This window comes from Paraburkholderia sp. NPDC080076 (assembly GCF_050281145.1).
Lineage (GTDB): Bacteria > Pseudomonadota > Gammaproteobacteria > Burkholderiales > Burkholderiaceae > Paraburkholderia.
Genome location: NZ_JBNNWQ010000004.1, coordinates 816,765 through 837,757 on the forward strand (window position 1 = coordinate 816,765; position 20,993 = coordinate 837,757).

Consider the following 20,993-nt stretch of genomic DNA (forward strand, 5'->3'; position numbering starts at 1 on the left):
ACGAGAATGCCTGTCAATCCCGATCTCGCGATCCAACCGCCCGCCAGTGTCCTGTTCGAACGCACCTTCGCGCTCGCGGACGAAGCCGCCACCATGGCCTTCGGCGAGCGCTTCGCGCAGGCGATCGAAAGCGTGCGCGAGGCCGCGCGGCACGCGCCTGGCGCGGACGGCGACAAGGCGTTCTACGGACTGCAAGTCCAACTCGTCGGCGATCTCGGCGCCGGCAAAACCACCCTCGTGCGCGCAACTTTGCGCGGCCTCGGCCACACCGGCCGCGTGCGCAGCCCCACTTACACTCTCGTCGAACCCTACGTGCTCGAGCGGCCCGCCGGGGAACTCGCGCTCTATCACTTCGATCTGTATAGATTCACCGATCCGGCCGAATGGGCCGACGCCGGCTTTCGCGAGTACTTCGACAGCGGCGCCGTCTGCCTCGTCGAATGGCCGCAACGCGCGGGGCGTCTCCTGGGCGTGCCGGATCTTGTCTTCTCGCTCGACCTCGACAACGACAATGATGGCGAGAACGAAGGCGACGGCCGTGTCCTCGTCGCACGGGCATACAGCGAATCAGGAAAGGCATGTCTCGAAAGATGTTGATCAAACCGTTCCGCTCGATCGAATCGGCGGCTACCGCAACGCATAACTGGCGGCGCCGGCAGATTCTGCGCGCGGGCGCGTCCACGCTCGTGCTCGGCCTCGTCGCGCCGCGTCTCGCGTGGGCAAGCTCGGTGCTCGGCGTGCGGGTCTGGCCGGCGCGCGACTACACGCGCGTGACGATCGAATCCGATCAGCCGCTGCAGAACGCCCAGCAGTTGCTGCAGGGACCGGACCGGCTGGTGGTCGACCTGAGCGGCCTCGATCTGGACCAGGCCTTGAAAGACCTCGTCTCGAAGATCACGCCGAACGATCCGCAGATCCAGTCGGTGCGGGTCGGGCAATATCAGCCGCATGTGGTGCGCATGGTGTTCGACCTGAAGGGTTCGGTGAAGCCGCAGGTGTTCACGCTGCCGCCGGTCGGCGCGTACAAGTACCGGCTGGTGTTCGACCTGTATCCCGCCGTCGCGCCTGATCCGTTGATGGATCTGCTCGCGCAGACGGAACACAAGCAGCAGACGTTGAACGAAGAGAACGCCGCGCCGCCGCCCGCCACGCTGAGCGGTCCGGGCACCACGCCGCCCACCGCCGATAACAGTGAGGCGTTCTTCGAGCGTTACGCGCAAAACAGCGGTAGCGGGTCCGCGCCGAGCGTGCCGCGTCCGCCGGTGCATGTCGCGCCCACACCCGTTCCGCCGATCCTCGGCAAGCCCGCCACGCCCGCTGCGCCGGTGGCGCCGCCCACGGCCATCGCCCGCAACAAGGGCAGCAGCGCCAGCACGCTGGGCGCGGACGATGCCGGCAGCGACGATACCTACGCCTTCACCAATCCCAAGTCCGGCAAGAGCAACACGGTGCGTCTGTTGACCGTCGCGATCGATCCGGGCCACGGCGGCGAAGACCCGGGCGCGATCGGCGGTTCGGGCACGTACGAGAAGCATGTCGCGCTCGACATCGCGAAGAAGCTGCGCGCCAAGATCGACGCGCAACCGAACATGCGCGCCATGATGACGCGCGACGCCGACTTCTTCGTGCCGCTGAACGTGCGCGTGCAGAAGGCGCGGCGCGTCGGCGCGGACCTGTTCGTGTCGATCCACGCCGACGCGTTCACCACGCCCGACGCGAAGGGTTCGTCGGTGTTCGCGCTGTCCGAGCATGGCGCCTCGAGTGCGGCGGCGCGCTGGATGGCGAACAAGGAGAACTCGTCGGATCAGATCGGCGGGATCAACATCAAGTCCGCCGACGCCACCGTGAACCGCGCGCTGTTCGATATGTCGACCACCGCGCAGATTCGCGACTCGATGCGTTACGGCAACTTCGTGCTGAAGGAAATCGGCGGCATCAACAAGCTGCACAAGGGCTCGGTCGAACAGGCCGGGTTCGCGGTGCTGAAGGCGCCGGACATTCCGTCGATCCTCGTGGAAACTGCCTTCATCAGCAACCCGGACGAAGAGCGCCGCCTGAACGACGACGCGTATCGCGAGAAGATGGCCGATGCGATCATGACCGGCATCAAGCGCTATTTCGCGGCGAATCCACCGCTTGCGAAGAATCGCATGACGTGATGCTCGCGTCTGCTTTGATGCAATGAAGAACGGCCGCTCGATGAGCGGCCGTTTTTTCGTCTTCATGCTCGTCCGCGTTTTTGTTCTCACTCGGACGTGCCGGTCGCGCGACGCGCGGGTGACAACCGTTGGACGACCCAGCCGCCGAACACGTTCACGGCCAAGCCCGCCATCACCAGCAAAGCGCCGGCGATCTGCGCCGCGGACAGTTGCTCGTCGAGAAACAGCGACGCCGACGCCAGGCCAACAATCGGCACCAGCAGCGAAAACGGCGCGACCTGACTCGCCGGATAGCGCGACAGCAGACGGCTCCACAACCCATAGCCGATCAGCGTGGCAATGAACGCGAGATACACGATGGCGAAGATCGACATCGCGCTGATGCCGGAAAGCGCGGCGACGATCCGCTGCGGACCCTCGAACGCGTACGACAGCGCGAAAAACGGCAGCGGCGGGATCAGGCTGCCCCACACCACCAGTCCGACGAGGTCGACCTGGCCGACCTTCTTCGTGACGATGTTGCCGAGCGCCCACGAACACGAGGCGCACAAGGTAAGGACAAAGCCGGCCAGCGTCATGGCGTGGCCGCCTTGCATGCCGATCACGGCAAGTCCGCCCGCCGCGATCAGCAAACCCACGACATTCGGCAAACGAAACCGCTCATGCAGGAACATCGCCGCGAAAATCAGCGTGAAAAACGCCTGCGCCTGCAACACCAGCGAGGCGAGTCCAGCCGGCATGCCGACATACATGGCGGAGAACAGAAACGCGAACTGCCCCAGCGAAATGGTCGCGCCGTACGCGATCAGCCAGCGCCACGGCAGGTTGGGCCGTTTGATGAAAAACACCGCCGGCACGGCGGCGAGCGTGAAGCGCAGCGCGCCGAGCAGCATCGGCGGCACGCCATGCAGACCCACCTTGATCACGACGAAGTTGACGCCCCACGCAACGACCACGACCAGCGCGAGCAGCAAATCCCTGGGCGACATCCCAGTCTCCAATTGATTGTTCGATCCGGCAGTTTAGCGGAGCCGGCAGCACGCGGTGACGGCCCGCGCTACGGAATCCCGGAGGTTGCCGGAGCGTCGACGTGTCGCCGAGCCGTCGTCATTGCGCCCACCGCAGTAGAATCGTCTATTAAGCCAAAATCCCCACCCACACTCCAGCCGAGCCTGCCCATGTCCTCCTCGATCAAAGCAGTCCTCAAACCGCATCTGCGCGACGTCGGCAGTCTGACCGTGCGGCGCGTGCTGCCGGCCATGGCGGCGCGCCTGATCGGCCCGTTCATCTTCTTCGACCACATGGGCCCGGCCATGCTTGAACCCGGCGTCGGCCTCGACGTGCGGCCGCATCCGCATATCGGCCTCGCCACGGTGACGTATCTGTTCGAAGGCGCGATCATGCATCGCGACAGCCTCGGCTCGGAGCAGAAAATCGTCCCCGGCGACGTCAACTGGATGACGGCCGGGCGCGGCATCGTCCACTCCGAGCGCACCCCGGACGAGGATCGCGCGAGCGGCCAGAGCATGCACGGCATTCAGACGTGGGTCGCGCTGCCGCTCGAAGACGAAGAGATCGAGCCGTCGTTCGCGCATCACGCGGCCGAAACGCTGCCGGCGGTCGAGCGCAACGGCGTCACGCTGCGGGTGATCGCGGGCACGGCGTTCGGCGAAACCTCGCCGGTCGCGACGTTTTCCGGCACGCTGTATGTGGCCGGCGAATTCGCGCCGGGCGGCGCCTTCGCGCTCGAACCGGAACACGAGGAACGCGGCGTCTATCTCGTCGACGGCGATCTGGAGATCGACGGCACGCCGCTCGAAGTCGGCCAGATGGCGGTGCTCGCGCTCGACGAAACGGTGACGCTGGCGAGCACCCACGGCGCGCGCGTCATGCTGCTCGGCGGCGAAAAACTGGATGGCGAACGCTTTATCGAGTGGAATTTCGTCGCCAGTTCGCGCGAGAAAATCGAAGCCGCGAAGCTCGCGTGGACCAATCAGGAAATGGGCAAGGTGCCGGGCGAAACCGAATGGATTCCGCTGCCCCAGCGCAAATAAGCACAGATGAGCGCAAGCGGCTTCGGGCGGCATTGATTCCGCAGTGTTCGGCCCCAAATAGTCAACAGACCGTTTTATCGACGAGGACGCAATGGACACCACTCTGGCCACTTTTGAACAGGACGTCATCGCGGCGTCGACACTGGCCCCCGTGCTGGTCGATTTCTGGGCGCCCTGGTGCGGCCCCTGCAAGACCCTCGGCCCGATGCTGGAAAAGCTCGAAGCCGAAGCCGCCGGCAAGTGGAAGCTCGTGAAGGTGAACGTGGACGAGAACCAGGAACTGGCCGCGCACTTCCAGGTGCGCAGCATTCCGCACGTCATGGCCTTTGCCGACGGACGGCCGGTCGATCAGTTCGTCGGCGTGCTGCCTGAAGGCCAGTTGCGCGAGTTTCTCGAACGGCTGGTGCCGCAAGGCGCGGACGCCGCGCGTCTCGAAGCGCACACCGCGCTGGACGAAGGCCGTCGCGAAGATGCGTACGACGCGCTGCAAGCCGCCCTCGCCTACGACCCGGGTTTCGACGAAGCGCGCATGGACCGCATTGAAATGCTGCTCGAAGACAATCGTATCGACGAAGCGCGCAACGAAGTCGATCTGCTGTCGCCGAAAACGACGCAAGGCATCGACGCGCGATTCAACGCGATCAAGACTCGCCTCGACGCGGTGGACGCCGCAGCCGACCTGCCGCCCACGGATGCGCTGGAGGCAAAGGTCGCCGCCGACCCGGCCGATCTCGAAGCGCGTTTCGATCTGGCTAGCGCGTTCATCGCCCGCCGCAAATACGCGGAAGCGCTCGAACATCTGCTCGCGATCGTGCAACGCGACCGCACGTTCCGCGACGATATCGGCCGCAAGACGATGCTGTCGGTGTTCGATCTGGCTGCGCATCAGCCGGAGCTGGTATCGCAATGGCGGCGCAAGCTGAGCGCTTCGTTGTTCTGATCTGATTGGCTCAATCGATATTCAGGCGCGGCGTCCCGGCAGCGCCTGAATGCGCCGCGGCATCCACCGCGGCGTGAATCACTTCAAACCGTCGCCTGCTTCGCCAACGCCCGCAACACATGCGCGGCCGCGGCAAAACCGAAGCTCGCCGTCACGCATACGCTCGAACCAAAACCCGCACAGTTCAAACCGACCGGCCCCGTGTGGCCCGGCGACGTGGTGACGTGCTCGGCTTCCTCGTCGATATCGCAGACCGCCGCTTCCGGGTAGATCAACGGTTCGTCGGAGTACACCGCGCTCACCTTGAACTTCGCTTTCGGGCCACGCGGAAAACCGTGCTGTTTGCGCAGTTGGCCGCGCACTTTCGACAGCAACGGGTCCTGGATCGTCAGCGCGAGATCGTCGATGCGAATGCGCGTCGGGTCCAGCTGGCCACCCGCGCCGCCGACCGTGATCAACGGCTGTTTCTTCTCCACGCACCATGCGATCAACGCGGTCTTGGTGCGCACGCTGTCGATCGCATCGATCACGTAATCGAAGCCGCCGCCGAGCGTCGCGTCGAAGTTGTCCGGCTCGACGAAGTCCTCGATCAAGCGCACGTCGCAAAACGGATTGATCGCCGCGATGCGTTCGGCCATGGCTTCGACCTTCGGTTTTCCGTAGTTGCCGTCGAGCGCGTGGATCTGCCGGTTCGTGTTGCTCTCGGCGACGTTGTCGAGATCGATCAGCGTCAACTTGCCGACCGCGCTGCGCGCCAGCGCCTCCGCCACCCACGACCCCACTCCGCCGATGCCGATCACCGCGACGTGCGCGCCTTCGAACGCGGCCAGCGCCGGCGCGCCGTACAGACGCGCGATGCCGCCGAAGCGCCGCGCGCGGTCGGCGGTTTCTTTCCCGTCGAGGCTGGTAGTAAGATCGGATTGCGCGGTGGTGCTGGACATGATGGCAGGGCTCGTTGGTCGGGCTAAAACACGAAGTGGCGACGCAAAGGCGTACGTAACCTCGTATTCTGCCTGAACGCGTCGAGTTGCATCGCCGCGAACAGCGCCACGCCGAGGGGCCACGCACGGGCCGGCATGCATGCAAGCACCGCGCGAGACCTTGACGTGGCCGCGGGCAAAAAATCAGCGCCTTAGCTATACTGATTGAACTGTAGCGTTCGCATAAGAACATGACCTCACTCGCCGAACTTCGAAAAAACTATTCGCTGGGTTCTTTGGACGTTGCCGATATCAACCGCAACCCGTTTCGTCAGTTCGATACGTGGTTTCAACAAGCGGTCGACGCCAAACTGCCCGAGCCGAATACCATGACGCTGGCCACGGTCGACTCGCGTGGCCGGCCGTCGGCGCGCATCGTGCTGATCAAGGGCGTCGACGAGCGTGGCTTCGTGTTCTTCACCAATTACGAAAGCCGTAAAGGCCGCGAACTGGCCGCCAATCCCTACGCCAGCCTGCTGTTCTACTGGATCGAACTGGAACGGCAGGTGCGCGTGGAAGGCCGCATCGTCAAAACCAGCGCGGAAGAAAGCGACGCGTATTTCGCGTCGCGCCCGCTCGATTCACGCATCGGTGCGTGGGCTTCGAATCAGAGTCAGCTAATTGAAAGCCGTTCGCAGCTCGAAACACGCGAACGCGAAATCAGACTGCAATACGGCGACCAGCCACCGCGTCCACCGCACTGGGGCGGTTATCGTTTGGTGCCCGAAGCAATCGAATTCTGGCAGGGCCGGCCGTCGCGATTGCACGACCGTTTGCTCTACACGCGTTCAGGCGAACACAGCGATTGGCAAATCTCCCGCCTATCGCCTTGAATCGGAATACAACGCCGCCACCGCGTTGCCAACGCAGCAGCGCGCGGCGGCCGGATGGCATCTCGCGGCATGGGAGTCGCGCCGCATTGAGTTGCGATCCACACAGGCTTTGCTTTAATTCAACGGACACGGAGAGATCACATGTTCTGGGAGAAGAAGCTGGCGCAGTGGGTGGAAGATGTAAAAACCAGGGCTAACGTTCCTGCACGCCTCGTGCTGTGGGATGGTCAGCAACATGACTTCGGGCAGTTCGCCGCGCCTCAGGTCACGCTACATGTCAAAAGCGCCACGGCGCTGCCCTATCTGCTCGAACCGAGCCTCGACAATCTCGGCGAGGCGTACGTGAAGGGCAAGATCGACATCGAGGGCAAGCTGTCGGACATCATCAATATCGGCTACCAGCTGGCGCGCAATACCGTCACGAGCGCGGGCAAGCTGGCGCGCGTGCGGCGCTACTTCAATCATTCGAAAGCGTCGGACAAGAAGGCGATCCAGTATCACTACGACGTCTCGAACGAGTTCTACAAACTGTGGCTCGACGAGAACATGGTGTACTCGTGCGCGTACTTCGAGAACGGCAACGAAGATCTCGCCACCGCGCAGATCAAGAAGATCGACCACATCCTCACCAAGATCCAGTTGCAGCCGGGACAGCGCCTGCTCGATATCGGCTGCGGCTGGGGCGCGCTCGTCCTGCGCGCGGCGCAGAAATTCGGCGCGAAGTGCGTGGGCGTGACGCTCTCGCAGAACCAGTTCGACCTCGCCACCGCGCGCGTCAAAGCGGCGGGGCTGGAAGGCCAGATCGAGATTCGTCTGCAGGATTACCGCGACGTCGAAGGGCAATTCGATCGCATCACGAGTGTCGGCATGTTCGAGCACGTGGGCCGCAAGAATCTGCCGGGCTACTTCGAGAAGATCCGCGACCTGCTGGTCGACGACGGCATCGCCATGAATCACGGCATTACGTCGAGCGATGCGGACAGCGGCGAGACCGCGCTCGGCGGCGGCGAATTCATCGACCGCTATGTGTTTCCGGACGGCGAGCTGCCGCATATCAGCCTTGCGCTCGAATCGATGCAGCGCGGCGGGCTCGAAGCGGTTGACGTCGAAAGCCTGCGCCGTCACTATGCGCACACGCTGGACATTTGGGCGGAGAATTTCGAAGCGCACGCGGAGGAAGCCCGCAAGCTCGTCGACGACGAAAAATTCCGCATCTGGCGCGTGTACCTCGCCGGTTGCGCCTACGCGTTCGAAAACGACGACGTGTCGATCTACCAGGTGGTGTGCCGCAGAGCCGGCCGCAGCGCGAAAACCTTGCCGTGGTCGCGCCGCTTCATGTACGACAAACCGCTGTGATATGGTTGCGCCGCGGCGCCGTGCATGAGCGGGCGACGCGGTGCAACCTTTGAACAGCAGGTCGAACACCGATGGACCAGAGCGGGACAAGCGAAGTTGATCAGCCGGTAGAAGGCGAGTCTCGCGCCGATGGCGAAGCCGTGCAGTTCGATCTGTTCGGGATGCCGGTGGAAGCCTCGGCGAAGGGCGATGGCGGTGTGAAGTTACCGCGTGGGACGGCTGGGGCAGATGCTGACACTGGTCAGCATCCAATGGAGCGGGCAACCTCGCCCGCTGATACAGCCGCCGCATCCGCAGCCGCGACACAGCCCGAGCGCCGGCGTCAGCCGCGCGCGAAGAACACCGCAAGCGCCGGTTCTCTGTGGCAGGAAGACGAAGCGGCGGCGCCAGAAGACGCCGTCACCGCACCCGAAGCCAACACCGCGCCCGCCGCCGACGCCCCCAAAAAACGCCGCACCCGCGAAATCCTCGCGGCCCCGCCCTCGCCGGAACTGCTCGCGCTTGCGGCGCAACTGCCGCCGCAGATCCACCTCGGCACCTCGACGTGGTCGTTTCCGGGCTGGAACGGCATCGTCTACGGCGACGAGTACAGCAACAGCAAACTGTCGCGCGAAGGTCTCACGGCCTACGGCGCGCATCCGCTACTGAAGACGGTCAGCATCGACCGGTCGTTTTATCAGGCGCTCACGGTCACCGAGTATTTGCGCTACGCGCAGCAAGTGCCCGAACACTTCCGCTTCATCGTCAAAGCGCCGATGACGATCACTGACGCCACCGTGCGTGCCGAACGCGGCGAGCCGGTCTCGATGAATCCGTGTTTTCTGAACGCGCAAATGGCGATCGACGATTTCGTCACGCCGTGTCTCGAAGGACTCGGCGCCAAGGCTGGCGCGCTGGTGTTCCAGCTTTCGCCGCTGCCGGATCAGATGCTTGCGCAGCCGGCGGTATTCATCGAACGGCTGGCTGAATTTTTGATGGCCTTGCCGAAGCTGCCGGACAGCGCCTGCTACGCGATTGAAATCCGTGACGCAAGCCTGCTCACGCCGCGCTTCATCCGCACGCTGAAAATGGCGGGCGTGCGTTATTGCGTCGGGATTCATGCGCGTATGCCCGATCCGCTGCGTCAGGCCGCGGCGCTCGCGTTGCTGGACGGCGAACCGGCTGGGCCGCTGATCGTGCGCTGGAGCCTGCACGGCGGCTTCAAATACGAACAGGCGAAGGCCAAGTACGAACCGTTCAACCAGTTGGTCGACCACGACCCGGCGACCCGCGCGTCGCTCGCCGAACTGGCCGCGCGCTACGCGCTGGCCGGCCAGCCGGTGGTGATCGCGATCAACAATAAAGCGGAAGGATCAGCGCCGCTCAGCTGCTTGGAGCTGGCGCGGGCGATTATCGAGGCGTATGCGCGACTCGCTCATGAGCATGAGCACGACAGTGAACCTCCGCCATCCGACGAAAACGGGCAGCCGCCTGACTCCGCCGTTTGAGCCACGCGCCAAGCAGCCGCTCATCCCATTAGCTCGCCTTGATCCGGTGAGCAAACTTCTGACGAAACTTCGCCACCTTCGGCGCCACTACGAACGAGCAGTACCCCTGATTCGGGTGCTGCGCAAAATAGTTCTGGTGATAAGCCTCGGCCGGCCAGTAATTGCCGTCGAGCGGCAGCACTTGCGTAACGATCTGAGCGTCGTAAATGCGCTGTTCGCCGATCTCGCGAATCGCCTGCAACGCCGTTTCCCGCTGCGCATCCGAATGGGTGAAGACCACCGAGCGGTATTGCGTGCCGACGTCATTGCCCTGCCGGTTCAACTGCGTCGGATCGTGGATCGCGAAGAAGATATCGAGAATCTCGCGATAGCTGATCCTCGCCGGATCGAAGTCGACCTTCACGACTTCGGCGTGGCCCGTCACGCCGTCGCACACCTGCTCGTAGGTCGGGCGCTGGGTCTGGCCGCCCGCATAGCCCGACTCCACCGCGCTCACGCCGTCGACGCCCAGGTACACCGCTTCGAGGCACCAGAAACACCCGCCACCGAGGGTGGCGACTTCGCCTGTCTGACTCATGCTGCTCGCTCCTTGAAACTCATAGTCGGCCGATGCCGGTCCACGGTTCACCGCAACGCTCATGCCACCATCCGAGCTTTCCAGCTTAGCGGCTTTTTCATGCGTCGGCTGGGGTCGCGGCCAATCCGCCGCGATTGCAGTTAAAATTGGGACAAATCGACGATTTTCACTATGACTTTCGAATCATTTGTTTCCAGCCGTGCGCGCGACGGGTTCAGTCCGGGATTCACCCGGTTTGCGCCAGGGGCTTGCGCCCGATGAAGCGCGCCAGCCCGCCTAATTTCGACCAGAACGCCTTCAAGCAGGCGCTCAGCCAATTTGCCACCGGCGTCACCGTCATTACAACGCGCGCGTCGTCCGGCCAGTTGATCGGCATCACGGCCAGCTCATTTAATTCAGTTTCGCTCAACCCGCCGTTGGTGTTGTGGAGTCTGGCCACGCGCTCGGCATCGATGCCGGTGTTCCGCGCCAACAGTCACTACGTGGTCAATGTGCTGGCCGCGTCGCAGCTCGAACTGTGCAAGCGCTTTGCGACCGTGAAGGGCGATCGCTTCGAAGGCGTGTCGCACGCGGAAGGCGACACCGGCATGCCGGTGCTCGACGGCGCGCTCGCCTGGTTCGAGTGCCATAACCGCAGCCGTTACGAAGAAGGCGACCACGTGATTTTCGTCGGTGAAGTGGAGCGCTGCGGCGTGCACGAAAATGCCGCGGAGACTTCGCCGCTGGTTTTTCAGAACGGTCGGTTTCACGGACTCAAACCGCTTTGAACGCGGTGCCGCGGTTGGATTCGGCGCGGGCGGTTCGAGCGGTTCAAGTGGTTTGGGAATGACGGGCGGCGCGAGGAATTCGCCGTCTAAAACAAATGCCCGCGCCCTTCTGCCGGCGCGGCCGTCCTCTCGGTCAGCGATCGTTATGCGCGGCGCTATGCCCACCGGTTTTCTTCACTAACGAAACCGGCACGCCCGAATCTTCCTTGAGCGTCTGCAGCACGATATTCGAACGAATATCCATCACACCCGGCGCCTTGTAGAGACGCTGCAGCACGAAATCCGAATAATGTTTGAGGTTGTGCGCGAGGACTCGCAGCAGATAGTGCGTTTCGCCGGTCACGACAAACGCGCCGACCACTTCCGGCCAGTCGCGCACCGCTTCCGCGAAGCGTTCGTGCCAATTCTCCTGGTCGTTGCGCATAGACACCTGCACGAACGCTTCCAGTTCGAAACCCAGCACTTCGCGGTTAAGACACGCGCGGTAATGTTCGATGACGCCCTGCTCCTCAAGCAGGCGCAGGCGTCGTAGACAGGCTGACGGCGAGAGCGAAATGCGCTCCGCGAGGTCGAGATTGCTGATCCGTCCTTCTTGCTGAAGCACCGTCAAGATACGGCAATCGGTGGCGTCGAGCGAGATCGCGTTCATATTCGGTCTCCCTTTCCCGTTTGTCTCAAATTATGTTCCAAGACACGGCTCAGAAGGAGATTTTTTCGCAATCACATTTCGCGGCAAGCCACCTATCATTCCCGGATAGACAATAAACTGCCGATGCGACTATGCCAACACTTTGGGACATCACCCCCGCCGTCGATACCGCCACGCCCGTCTGGCCGGGCGACACGCCGGTGGGCATCGAGCGCGTGTGGCGCATGGAGGCGGGCTCGCCCGTCAACGTCGCGCGGCTGACGCTGTCGCCGCACACCGGTGCGCACACCGACGCCCCGCTGCACTACGACGCCGAAGGCGCCGCCATCGGCGAAGTGCCGCTCGACGCGTACCTCGGCCGATGCCGCGTGATTCATTGCATCGGCGCATCGCCTGTTGTGACGCCACAACACCTCGTCGGCTCGCTCGACGACTTGCCGCCGCGAGTCTTACTGCGCACTTACAGAAACGCGCCGACCACCGCATGGGACAGTGCGTTCTGCGCGGTCGCGCCGGATACCATCGACCTACTGGCCGCGCGCGGCGTGAAGCTGATCGGCATCGACACGCCGTCGCTCGATCCGCAGGAGTCGAAGACGATGGACGCTCACCACCGGATTCGCGCGCATCGCATGGCGATTCTCGAAGGCATCGTGCTCGACGAAGTCGCGCCCGGCGACTACGAACTGATCGCGCTGCCGCTCAAGCTGACCACACTCGATGCAAGCCCGGTGCGCGCGATCCTGCGCGCGCTGCCCGAGTCTCAATGAACATTTCTGATCTGACTGACGGAATCACCATGAACCACCGTGACGAAGCACTGGCGCTCGACAGCGCCGACCCCCTCGCGACGTTGCGCGACCAGTTCGCGCTGTCGTCGACCACCATTTATCTCGACGGCAATTCCTTGGGCGTGCCGCCCGCGGCCGCCGCGCAGCGCGCACAGACCGTGATCGGCGCCGAATGGGGCGAAGGCCTGATCCGTAGCTGGAACACCGCCGGCTGGTTCGAGCTGCCGCGCCGCCTCGGCAACAAGCTCGCGCCGCTGATCGGCGCGGCGGAAAACGAAGTGGTCGTCACCGATACGATTTCGATCAATCTGTTCAAGCTGCTGTCGGCGGCCGTGCGGGTCGCGAATGCGCGTGATCCTAAACGTCGCGTGATCGTTTCCGAGCGCTCGAATTTCCCGACGGATCTGTACATCGCGCAGGGATTGATCGAGCAACTCGACCGCGGCTATGAACTGCGCCTCGTCGACGATCCTTCCGAACTGCCTGCCGCGATCGGCGACGACACCGCCATCGTGATGATCACGCATGTCAACTACCGCACCGGCTACATGCACGACATGGCCGCGCTCACGAAGCTGATCCACGACAAAGGCGCGCTCGCGCTGTGGGATCTGGCGCATTCGGCGGGCGCGGTGCCGGTCGATCTGAACGGCGTCGGCGCGGACTATGCGGTTGGCTGCACGTACAAGTATCTGAATGGCGGCCCGGGTTCGCCCGCGTTCGTGTGGGTGCCCAAGCGCCATCAAAATGACTTCGCGCAACCGCTGTCCGGCTGGTGGGGACATCGCGCGCCGTTCAAGATGGATCCGACGTATCAGCCGGATGACGGTATCGGACGCTTTCTGTGCGGCACGCAGCCGATGGTGTCGATGTCGCTCGTCGAGTGCGGGCTCGATGTGTTTTTGCAAACCGATATGCAGGCGGTTCGCCAGAAGTCGCTGGCGTTGACCGATCTGTTCATCGAACTGGTCGAAGCGCGTTGCAGCGAATTTCCGTTGAAGCTCGTTACGCCGCGTGAGCATGCGCAGCGTGGGTCGCATGCGAGTTTTGAACATCCGCATGGATACGAGGTGATGCAGGCGCTGATCGCGCGTGGGGTGATCGGCGATTATCGTGAGCCGCATGTGTTGCGGTTTGGATTTACGCCGCTGTATACGCGCTTTGTCGATGTGTGGGATGCGGTGGAAACGTTGCGCGAGGTGCTCGTGAAGGAGACCTGGCGGGCACCCGAATTCGCCGCACGCGGCGCCGTGACCTGAGGAGCGCGCGATGACCGATCACATGCAAACGCCGGGCCTGCCGGAAGAGAAGCCGGCGCAGGGATGTCCGTTTGGGCATGGGAGTGTTGCGGCTCCAGCGGCCTCCCCTGCCGCTGATTCCGGCGATGGCTGGCATGACGCTCAGCTCGATTTTTCGGAGTCGATGAGTTACGGCGATTATCTGTCGCTGGGGACGGTGCTGGATGCGCAGCATCCTTTGTCGCCGGATCACAACGAGATGCTGTTTATTATTCAGCATCAGACCAGCGAGTTGTGGATGAAGCTTGCGCTGTATGAGTTGCGCGCGGCGTTGCAGGCTGTGCATCGTGATGAATTGCCGCCGGCGTTCAAGATGCTTGCGCGTGTGTCGCGGATTATGGAGCAGCTCGTGCAGGCCTGGAGCGTTCTCGCGACGATGACGCCGTCTGAGTACACGGCGATGCGGCCTTATCTGGGAAGTTCTTCCGGGTTTCAGTCGTATCAGTATCGGCAGATTGAGTTTTTGCTTGGGAATAAGAATGAGCAGATGCTGAAGCCGCATGCACATCGGGCTGATGTACTTGCTGAGGTTAAGGCTTCGTTGGAAGCGCCTTCTTTTTATGATGAAGTTGTGCGGTTGCTCGCTCGGCGGGGGTTTGCGATTTCACCTTCTCGGTTGGAGCGGGATTGGAGTCAGCCTACTGTGCATGATGCTTCCGTTGAAGCGGCCTGGTTGGAGGTTTATCGGAATCCTTCTCAACATTGGGAGCTCTATGAGATGGCTGAGGAGCTTGTCGATCTCGAGGATGCTTTTCGGCAGTGGCGGTTCAGGCATGTCACTACCGTTGAGAGGATTATTGGGTTTAAGCAAGGGACTGGTGGCACCAGTGGGGCGACTTATCTTCGGAAGATGTTGGATGTGGTTTTGTTTCCGGAGCTTTGGCATGTGCGGACTATGCTGTAGATAGGTTTTTTTTGCCTGCGCGGCGCTTTCTTTTTCTGTGCTCTTTGGGTGTTGGCCTTTTCTTGATTTCTTATCGGTCTATTAGCGTTGCCCCTGTGCGGGGCGGCACCTACTTTCTTTGCCGCCGCAAAGAAAGTAGGCAAAGAAAGCGGCTTCACACCGCCAGCTTATAAGCGGGTCCCCCGCACAGTCGCAGTAGTGGCGCATCTGGAATCTGTGTTCTCGCACATTCCGCGCGAGTGACAAGGGCGTCATACTTCCCGCCTCGCGCTGCGCGCTCGCCGGAACGGTCCGCGTAAAACCCGCGGGTGCATGGCCCGGGCGGTTCTGTATCCCTCTCGCTGCGCCAATACGTTCGCGGCTTTCTGACGCCGTCCGCGTGGCCTTCACCAGTAGGTCCGTTGCATGGCGGCAGACCGGCGCGTAGTACCAGAAACCGGCGAGCCGTGAGGCTCCCCCACCAAGGCCCGCCCATCGGAGAAAGGCGCGCAAAGGCAGCCGCACATCTGCTTGCACAAACGTACGGGATACCACGCTCAACAGGCTGCTATACCTGTTTGCCGTGAAGCACACGACAAGAATGACTTTAATCACATCACCCCGCGAGTTATCACCTGACCAAGCTAAAACGCGCAAGCGATACTCTATTCTGAAATTTCCCACACACTCGCTTGAATAAAAGGCTACAGCGCCAAAGAAGTATCAGCGCTAAAACGCATTCATTGATGAGTAGCGTGACTGGCCATTTCGTGCGCGTGACGGTTCAGCTGAGCGCAACATCAATCCACCGCCAAGGACGCCTATGAAACGGCGTCTGCGGCATCGCCGAGGCGAAGCCGACGGCCCCGACGGCCCACGACCGAAGCCACTGGGCATAAGCAGACCGTTCCGGCGAGCGCGCAGCGCGAGGCGGGAAGTATGACGCCCTTGTCACTCGCGCCGAATGTGCGAAAACACAGATTCCAGATGCGCCACTACCGCGACTGTGCGGGGGGTCCGCTTATAAGCTGGCGGTGTGAAGCCGCTTTCTTTGCCTACTTTCTTTGCGGCGGCAAAGAAAGTAGGTGCCGCCCCGCACAGGGGCAACGCTAATAGACCGATAAGAAATCAAGAAAAGGCCAACACCTTAGGATCACAGACAAATCAGCAGCCGCACAGGCAAAAAACCTTACCTAGCCGTATACCCCCCATCAATAGCCAAACAAACCCCACTAATCATAGAAGCCGCATCACTCAACAAGAACAAAATCGGCGCAGCGACTTCAGCAGACTCAGCAAACCGCTGTAAAGGAATAGCCTTAAGCGCCGGCTCCCGCTTAACCGGATCACTCCAGGCCATCACCGCCATCGGCGTCAACGTAACCGTAGGATTAACACTATTAACCCGAATCCCAAACGGCCCCAACTCAACACACAAAGCCCGCGTGACAGCATCAAGCGCGGCCTTGGAAGCCGAATAACTCAAATGATCATCCAACGCAACGAGCGCAGCCTGACTGGAAACATTCACGATACTACCGGCGCGTTGAGCATCGATCATCCCGCGCGCCACGTGCTTGGCAACCAGCACCGCGCCACGCGCATTCACCGCCATCACACGATCAAAACTCGCACCAGTCGTATCCACAGCGCGCTCAAGCAGCGCAATCCCCGCGCAATTCACGAGCCCGTCGAACACATCGAGCGACCCCAACGCCTCATCGATAGCGGCTTCATCGCTCACATCGAGCTTTAAAGGCTCACAGCCCGTCTCCTCCGCCAACCGCGCAAGCTCATTCACATTCCGAGCCGCAGCAACCACATTCGCACCAGACGCACACAACGCTTCAACTGTGGCGCGCCCAATTCCACTCGAAGCCCCCGTCACGAGAATCGAGCGGCCAGAAAAATCAAAAGTGGCATTCATGATGTCTGCAACCGATGCATGACCGGCTTCAACGCCGGATACAAATCCGTATAAACGCCGAACCGTTGCTCATACAACGCCATCCGTTGCGCGTTCGGCTCCGCACGTTCAACCAGCGTGACCCATCCGCTCCGCGCCTCTTCACGCGATACCAGACCGACACCGACGCCCGCCAGCAACGCCGCCCCCATTGCCGCCTCCACGTCCTGCTCGATGGTATAGACCGGATAGCCGGTAATGTCCGCGATGATCTGCATCCACAAATCCGAATGCGCGGCGCCGCCCACCACGATCAACTTGTCATCCAGCGACTGCGCGCCTTTGCGTCCCGCTTCGATGTTGTGCTTCAGCGCGAACGACACGCCCTCCAACACCGCGCGATACAAATGTGCGCGCGTATGAAACAGGCTCAAGCCGACGAACGCCCCGCTCGCTTTCGCGTCCCACACTGGACTACGTTCGCCCATCAGATACGGAAGGAACATCACACCGTCAGAACCAGCCGGAATCCGAGAAGCGCTCTCTTCCAGCAAGCGATGCGGATCGCCATGCGGCGTCGCGCGCGCGGCCTCGATCTCCGCCTGACAGAACTGCTCGCGGTACCACGTCACCGACGCGCCCGCCGTAATCGCGCCGCCGAACACGTAGATATCGTGCTGCCCGTTGAACACATGCGGCATGCTGATCAACCCGTGCCGTGCGTCGACGGACTGGTTGATATAGCCCCAGCACATACTCGTGCCGATCATCGCGACATGCTGGCCAGCACGCGTGACGCCGGCCGCGAACGTCGCCACCGCTGCGTCAACGCCACCCGCGACGATCGCCGTGCCCGCATCTAGGCCAAGCTGCTCGACCCACTGCGACAGCAAGCCGCCTACCACTTCCGATGAGTCGACCAACCGCTCGGGCATCATCGTCGCGGGAATGCCGAGCATGTCGAGCGCTTCATCGGACCAATCACGTTTGGCAATGTCGTAGATGCCGCCGATATTGCCCGCCGAACTATGATCCACCGCCACCTCGCCGGTCAGCATGTAGATCACGTAAGCATTCGGCGGCAGAAAGTAGCGCGTATGCGACCACACATCCGGCTCGTGATCGCGCAGCCACAGCATCTTCGTGTAGCCGTAATAGCTATCCACGCCGTTGCCGGTGATCGTATAAAGCCGTTCGAGATCGACGTTGTTGCGCACCCATTCGACCTGTTCGGTGGCGCGCCGATCCATCCAGATCAAACACGGATAAAGCGGACGCATGTCGCTATCCACCGGAATACCGGAGCCGCCGTACAGGCTGCTTACGCACACGGCTTTGATCGAATTCGACGCGACGCCCGCCTCCTTCGCTTTAGCGACGCATGCGGCGATGCACTCCACCACCGCCTTCAACCAGACCGCGGGCCATTGTTCGGCCCACAGCGGCTTGGGCGTATCCGGCTGATAACTCGACGCATGCTGCGCGACGATCGCGCCGTGCTGATCGACCAGCAGCGCTTTGGTGCTCTGCGTGCCGATATCGACGCCGATGACGTAATCCATACTGTCTCCGTTTGTATGCCGCTCATTCTCCGCCCACGTTCGACGTTCAGGCGCGCGGCTTCAGCAACACCTTGATCGAATCGAGCGAGTTGGCGATCTCGATCGCCTCGTCCCATTCTTCCAGCGAAAAGCCGTGCGTGACAATGCCTTTCGACGTCACCAACCCGCGCGCCAGCAGATCGATCGCGATCGGGTAGCAGTACGGTCCAAGATGCGCGCCGCGCACGTCGAGTTCCTTGCGGTCGCCGATCACGGACCAGTCCAGTGTCGTATCCGCGCCGAACACCGAAAACTCGACAAACCGCCCGAGCTTGCGAATCAGGTCCATGCCCTGATTCACGCCGGTCGGCGCGCCGGTGGTTTCAATATACACATCGCAGCCGTAACCGTCCGTGAGCGAGCGAATGATCGCAAGCGCGTCGTCCTGTTTTGGGTTGATCGTCACGTCGGCGCCGTATTCGCGGGCGAGCGCGAGCCGCTCTCCGACCAGATCGATGACCACCAGCTTCTTGGGCGTTTTCAGGTGCGCGACTTGCGTCATCATCAGACCGAGCGGACCGGCGCCCGCGATCACCACTACGTCGTCGAGCTGCACGTCGCCACGGTTGACCGTATGGATCGCGCAGGCAAGCGGTTCGATGATCGCGGCATCTTCCAGCGAAATGCTGTCGGGAATCTTGTGAACAATCGCCGTCGGCGGAATGCGCATGTATTCGGCCATGCCGCCATCGGCGACTTCGCGCTGGAAGCCGAAGATGTTGTGCACTTCGCACATCCAGTACTGGCCGGATTTGCAATAGCGGCATTTGCCGCACGGCACGATCTGTTCGGCGATCACGCGGTCGCCCATCTTCACGCCGAAGTGATCGGCCGCCCCTTCGCCGATTTCCTCGACGAATCCGAAGAACTCGTGGCCCGGAATCACCGGCGCTTTCACCCAGGGGCTCGGGCCGCCCCAGAACATCTTCGCGCCCGAATGACATTTGCAGTCGCTCGCGCAAATGCCGCACGCGGCAATGCGGATCACCAGTTCGTGGGCGCCCGCGCGAGGCTTCGACACCTGTTCGACGCGATAGTCTTTCGGTGCATGACAGACGATGGCTGTCATGTTCCGCTTGTCGGATTGAGTCGTCATTGCATGGTCCTGCTAAAAAGTTGAAGTCAGTGGAGAGTTACTTTCTGCGGTCGCCGGAACACGGCGACGCGGTCGCACATGCCGACGATCTCCGGCAGTTCGGACGAGTTCCGTGCGCCCCGAGCCGACCAGTCCCACGAAGCCGAGAATCACGCCTTCACGCAGCGTGAAGCTCAACATCGGGCTGTCCTTGAGCAACTGTAGCTTGTCGACTTCGATCACGATCTTCGCATCCGCGCGCAGCGGTGACTTCGGCGGAAAGCTGTTTTCGATGCGGCGTCCCACCATCATCTCCACGAGATGCCCTACGTCGGATTGCGATACCTCGGTCATGCCGACGTACTGGCCATCACGTAGCACGGTAATGCGGTCACACACTTCGAATATCTCTTCGAGGTGGTGCGAGATGAAAATCATCGCGACGAACTGCTGCTGCGCCACCGAGAGTTCGCGAATCGGCACCGACAAATCGATCGTCACGTGTTGAAACGCGGGTGAAATAAAACGCTTCGCCTGGCAGCGTGGGCTGGGACTACGTCGGTGGATAAGCGGCGGCGGCGCTGCGCGGCAGACCCGGCGCGAGCACGATGGCCGGCGCGTCGGCGATCCCCACGCCGCGCGCCGCGGCTTCTTCGGAGGCGTCGCGGCTTGCGTCGTTCAGTTGCTGATAGTGGCGGAATTTCGAAGGCGCCATGCCCTTCACCGCGAGGAACTGCCGGTTGAAATTCGACAGGTTGTTGAAGCCCGCCTTGAAACAGATATCGGTGACGCTCAGATCGTCGTCGGTGAGCAGTTGGCACGCGAGGTTGATACGCATGCGGTTCACGTACTGCACGAACGGCAGCCCCGTGTGGCGGCGGAAATACCGCGAGAACGCGCTGACGCTCTGGCCCGCGAGCTGCGCCAGGTCCGATTCGCGCAACTCGTTCGCCAGGTTTTTGCCGATATACGACAGCACGTGATTGATGCGCGTCGACGCGAAGCTGGTCGGGTCGGCCTGATAAGCGGGACTCGCGAGCGTCTCGCGATCCTCCGCGTTCATCAGGATTTCGAGCATCGACATGAACAACACCAGCCGGCGCAGTCCGCGCGCCGCCAGCAATTCGAGGAACAGCGGCTGGATCGCCGCGCTCGTTTGCGCGCCGAACGAGATGCCTCGACGCGAATCGGCGAGCAGCGCTTCGACCTGACGCCACTCAGGAAAACTGTCGATGCAGCTCGATACGAACTCCTGTCCAAACTGCACGACCAGATTGCGCTGCGCGATCGTCTCGCCTTCCCGCACGTCGCTCACCCAGTTGTGCGGCAGGTTCGGCCCCATCAACACGAGGTTGCCAGGCGTGTAGCTGCTGATGTGATCGCCGACGAACATCTTGCCGGTCGTCGCCACGATCAGGTGAATTTCGTATTCCGGATGAAAGTGCCAGCGCACCGTGCGGTACGGATAGCCGTGCGACCATACTTTGAACGATTCGTCACGGCGTACGGCCACGAGTTCGAGATCGGGTTGCACTGTCTGCCTCCATGAAGCGGCCGTTTGGAGCGCCGCTGGTCTTCGTCTTGTATAGCGAAAAGTAGCCTTCCGGCGCGCTATTCACCACTAAAAATGAAACCGC

At 62.1% G+C, this 20,993-nt stretch carries 19 protein-coding genes and 1 pseudogene; 11 read left to right on the forward strand and 9 right to left on the reverse strand.

Features of this window, described 5'->3' with window-relative positions:
• Window positions 1-6 precede the first annotated feature (6 nt).
• Both tsaE and ACQKRQ_RS20790 read left to right on the forward strand, forming a co-directional pair.
• Window positions 7-597 (forward strand): tRNA (adenosine(37)-N6)-threonylcarbamoyltransferase complex ATPase subunit type 1 TsaE, encoded by a 591-nt coding sequence (gene tsaE / locus ACQKRQ_RS20785; RefSeq protein WP_427479092.1) that lies wholly within the window; start codon window positions 7-9, stop codon window positions 595-597.
• Window positions 579-2,159 (forward strand): N-acetylmuramoyl-L-alanine amidase, encoded by a 1,581-nt coding sequence (locus tag ACQKRQ_RS20790; protein ID WP_427479094.1) that lies wholly within the window; start codon window positions 579-581, stop codon window positions 2,157-2,159. The genes tsaE and ACQKRQ_RS20790 overlap by 19 nt, the downstream gene beginning before the upstream one ends.
• A gap of 86 nt (window positions 2,160-2,245) precedes the next feature.
• On the opposite strand, the gene ACQKRQ_RS20795 is transcribed toward ACQKRQ_RS20790, so the two are convergent.
• Window positions 2,246-3,148, reverse strand: a complete 903-nt coding sequence (locus ACQKRQ_RS20795) for an EamA family transporter (protein ID WP_408179831.1) — start codon at window positions 3,146-3,148, stop codon at window positions 2,246-2,248.
• 189 nt (window positions 3,149-3,337) lie between these two features.
• Between ACQKRQ_RS20795 and ACQKRQ_RS20800 the strand changes: the two genes are divergently transcribed.
• Window positions 3,338-4,213 (forward strand): pirin family protein, encoded by an 876-nt coding sequence (locus ACQKRQ_RS20800; protein WP_427479096.1) that lies wholly within the window; start codon window positions 3,338-3,340, stop codon window positions 4,211-4,213.
• A 91-nt stretch (window positions 4,214-4,304) separates the two neighbouring features.
• The gene (gene trxA, locus ACQKRQ_RS20805; protein ID WP_132373338.1) at window positions 4,305-5,153 is read left to right on the forward strand and encodes a thioredoxin; all 849 of its coding nucleotides are present in this window, start codon (window positions 4,305-4,307) and stop codon (window positions 5,151-5,153) included.
• Between the two features lie 83 nt (window positions 5,154-5,236).
• On the opposite strand, the gene tcdA is transcribed toward trxA, so the two are convergent.
• The gene (gene tcdA / locus ACQKRQ_RS20810) at window positions 5,237-6,094 is read right to left on the reverse strand and encodes a tRNA cyclic N6-threonylcarbamoyladenosine(37) synthase TcdA (protein ID WP_408316414.1); all 858 of its coding nucleotides are present in this window, start codon (window positions 6,092-6,094) and stop codon (window positions 5,237-5,239) included.
• Window positions 6,095-6,324: 230 nt separating this feature from the next.
• Here tcdA and pdxH point away from each other — a divergent pair, with 230 nt between their 5' ends.
• The 3 genes from pdxH (at window position 6,325) to ACQKRQ_RS20825 (ending at window position 9,809) form a co-directional block, all read left to right on the forward strand.
• Window positions 6,325-6,966 (forward strand): pyridoxamine 5'-phosphate oxidase, encoded by a 642-nt coding sequence (gene pdxH / locus ACQKRQ_RS20815; protein ID WP_132373336.1) that lies wholly within the window; start codon window positions 6,325-6,327, stop codon window positions 6,964-6,966.
• 141 nt (window positions 6,967-7,107) lie between these two features.
• Window positions 7,108-8,322, forward strand: coding sequence for a class I SAM-dependent methyltransferase (locus tag ACQKRQ_RS20820; RefSeq protein WP_427479099.1), 1,215 nt, complete (start codon window positions 7,108-7,110; stop codon window positions 8,320-8,322).
• Window positions 8,323-8,393: 71 nt separating this feature from the next.
• The gene (locus ACQKRQ_RS20825; RefSeq protein WP_427479101.1) at window positions 8,394-9,809 is read left to right on the forward strand and encodes a DUF72 domain-containing protein; all 1,416 of its coding nucleotides are present in this window, start codon (window positions 8,394-8,396) and stop codon (window positions 9,807-9,809) included.
• Between the two features lie 28 nt (window positions 9,810-9,837).
• On the opposite strand, the gene msrA is transcribed toward ACQKRQ_RS20825, so the two are convergent.
• Window positions 9,838-10,386 carry a peptide-methionine (S)-S-oxide reductase MsrA gene (gene msrA, locus ACQKRQ_RS20830; RefSeq protein ID WP_132373333.1) on the reverse strand — a complete coding sequence of 183 codons (549 nt, stop codon included), beginning with the start codon at window positions 10,384-10,386 and terminating at the stop codon, window positions 9,838-9,840.
• Window positions 10,387-10,643: 257 nt separating this feature from the next.
• Here msrA and ACQKRQ_RS20835 point away from each other — a divergent pair, with 257 nt between their 5' ends.
• Entirely contained in the window at window positions 10,644-11,153 is a 510-nt protein-coding gene (locus ACQKRQ_RS20835; RefSeq protein ID WP_132373332.1) for a flavin reductase family protein, read from the forward strand.
• A 133-nt stretch (window positions 11,154-11,286) separates the two neighbouring features.
• Here ACQKRQ_RS20835 and ACQKRQ_RS20840 read toward each other — a convergent pair whose 3' ends face one another.
• Window positions 11,287-11,802 (reverse strand): Lrp/AsnC family transcriptional regulator, encoded by a 516-nt coding sequence (locus ACQKRQ_RS20840; RefSeq protein WP_012434188.1) that lies wholly within the window; start codon window positions 11,800-11,802, stop codon window positions 11,287-11,289.
• A gap of 131 nt (window positions 11,803-11,933) precedes the next feature.
• Here ACQKRQ_RS20840 and kynB point away from each other — a divergent pair, with 131 nt between their 5' ends.
• From kynB to kynA, 3 genes are read left to right on the forward strand one after another with little or no spacing between them, the layout of a single operon-like run.
• Window positions 11,934-12,572, forward strand: coding sequence for an arylformamidase (gene kynB, locus ACQKRQ_RS20845; RefSeq protein WP_427479104.1), 639 nt, complete (start codon window positions 11,934-11,936; stop codon window positions 12,570-12,572).
• Window positions 12,573-12,601: 29 nt separating this feature from the next.
• Window positions 12,602-13,852, forward strand: a complete 1,251-nt coding sequence (gene kynU, locus ACQKRQ_RS20850) for a kynureninase (protein WP_427479106.1) — start codon at window positions 12,602-12,604, stop codon at window positions 13,850-13,852.
• A 10-nt stretch (window positions 13,853-13,862) separates the two neighbouring features.
• On the forward strand, window positions 13,863-14,795 hold the full coding sequence (gene kynA / locus ACQKRQ_RS20855; protein ID WP_427479108.1) for a tryptophan 2,3-dioxygenase: 933 nt from the start codon (window positions 13,863-13,865) through the stop codon (window positions 14,793-14,795).
• Window positions 14,796-15,963: 1,168 nt separating this feature from the next.
• On the opposite strand, the gene ACQKRQ_RS20860 is transcribed toward kynA, so the two are convergent.
• The 5 genes and pseudogenes from ACQKRQ_RS20860 to ACQKRQ_RS20880 form a co-directional block, all read right to left on the reverse strand.
• Window positions 15,964-16,701, reverse strand: a complete 738-nt coding sequence (locus ACQKRQ_RS20860; RefSeq protein WP_408182271.1) for an SDR family oxidoreductase — start codon at window positions 16,699-16,701, stop codon at window positions 15,964-15,966.
• Window positions 16,698-18,242: an FGGY-family carbohydrate kinase gene (locus tag ACQKRQ_RS20865; RefSeq protein ID WP_427479110.1), complete on the reverse strand. Its 1,545-nt coding sequence runs from the start codon at window positions 18,240-18,242 to the stop codon at window positions 16,698-16,700. The genes ACQKRQ_RS20860 and ACQKRQ_RS20865 overlap by 4 nt, the downstream gene beginning before the upstream one ends.
• Window positions 18,243-18,288: 46 nt before the next feature.
• Window positions 18,289-19,377, reverse strand: coding sequence for an alcohol dehydrogenase catalytic domain-containing protein (locus ACQKRQ_RS20870; protein ID WP_427479112.1), 1,089 nt, complete (start codon window positions 19,375-19,377; stop codon window positions 18,289-18,291).
• 108 nt (window positions 19,378-19,485) lie between these two features.
• Window positions 19,486-19,857: pseudogene (locus ACQKRQ_RS20875) on the reverse strand (sugar ABC transporter ATP-binding protein); the annotation flags it as partial.
• A 52-nt stretch (window positions 19,858-19,909) separates the two neighbouring features.
• Entirely contained in the window at window positions 19,910-20,890 is a 981-nt protein-coding gene (locus ACQKRQ_RS20880) for an AraC family transcriptional regulator (protein ID WP_427479114.1), read from the reverse strand.
• Between the last annotated feature and the right edge of the window lie 103 nt (window positions 20,891-20,993).

Coding starts and splice junctions, on each gene's coding strand:
- ACQKRQ_RS20870 (WP_427479112.1), bottom strand. CDS start 19,377: ATGACGACTCAATCCGACAAGCGGAACATGACAGCCATCGTCTGTCAT.
- ACQKRQ_RS20790 (WP_427479094.1), top strand. CDS start 579: ATGTCTCGAAAGATGTTGATCAAACCGTTCCGCTCGATCGAATCGGCG.
- tsaE (WP_427479092.1), top strand. CDS start 7: ATGCCTGTCAATCCCGATCTCGCGATCCAACCGCCCGCCAGTGTCCTG.
- tcdA (WP_408316414.1), bottom strand. CDS start 6,094: ATGTCCAGCACCACCGCGCAATCCGATCTTACTACCAGCCTCGACGGG.
- kynA (WP_427479108.1), top strand. CDS start 13,863: ATGACCGATCACATGCAAACGCCGGGCCTGCCGGAAGAGAAGCCGGCG.
- kynU (WP_427479106.1), top strand. CDS start 12,602: ATGAACCACCGTGACGAAGCACTGGCGCTCGACAGCGCCGACCCCCTC.
- kynB (WP_427479104.1), top strand. CDS start 11,934: ATGCCAACACTTTGGGACATCACCCCCGCCGTCGATACCGCCACGCCC.
- ACQKRQ_RS20800 (WP_427479096.1), top strand. CDS start 3,338: ATGTCCTCCTCGATCAAAGCAGTCCTCAAACCGCATCTGCGCGACGTC.
- ACQKRQ_RS20795 (WP_408179831.1), bottom strand. CDS start 3,148: ATGTCGCCCAGGGATTTGCTGCTCGCGCTGGTCGTGGTCGTTGCGTGG.
- msrA (WP_132373333.1), bottom strand. CDS start 10,386: ATGAGTCAGACAGGCGAAGTCGCCACCCTCGGTGGCGGGTGTTTCTGG.
- ACQKRQ_RS20835 (WP_132373332.1), top strand. CDS start 10,644: ATGAAGCGCGCCAGCCCGCCTAATTTCGACCAGAACGCCTTCAAGCAG.
- ACQKRQ_RS20860 (WP_408182271.1), bottom strand. CDS start 16,701: ATGAATGCCACTTTTGATTTTTCTGGCCGCTCGATTCTCGTGACGGGG.
- trxA (WP_132373338.1), top strand. CDS start 4,305: ATGGACACCACTCTGGCCACTTTTGAACAGGACGTCATCGCGGCGTCG.
- ACQKRQ_RS20865 (WP_427479110.1), bottom strand. CDS start 18,242: ATGGATTACGTCATCGGCGTCGATATCGGCACGCAGAGCACCAAAGCG.
- ACQKRQ_RS20840 (WP_012434188.1), bottom strand. CDS start 11,802: ATGAACGCGATCTCGCTCGACGCCACCGATTGCCGTATCTTGACGGTG.
- pdxH (WP_132373336.1), top strand. CDS start 6,325: ATGACCTCACTCGCCGAACTTCGAAAAAACTATTCGCTGGGTTCTTTG.
- ACQKRQ_RS20825 (WP_427479101.1), top strand. CDS start 8,394: ATGGACCAGAGCGGGACAAGCGAAGTTGATCAGCCGGTAGAAGGCGAG.
- ACQKRQ_RS20820 (WP_427479099.1), top strand. CDS start 7,108: ATGTTCTGGGAGAAGAAGCTGGCGCAGTGGGTGGAAGATGTAAAAACC.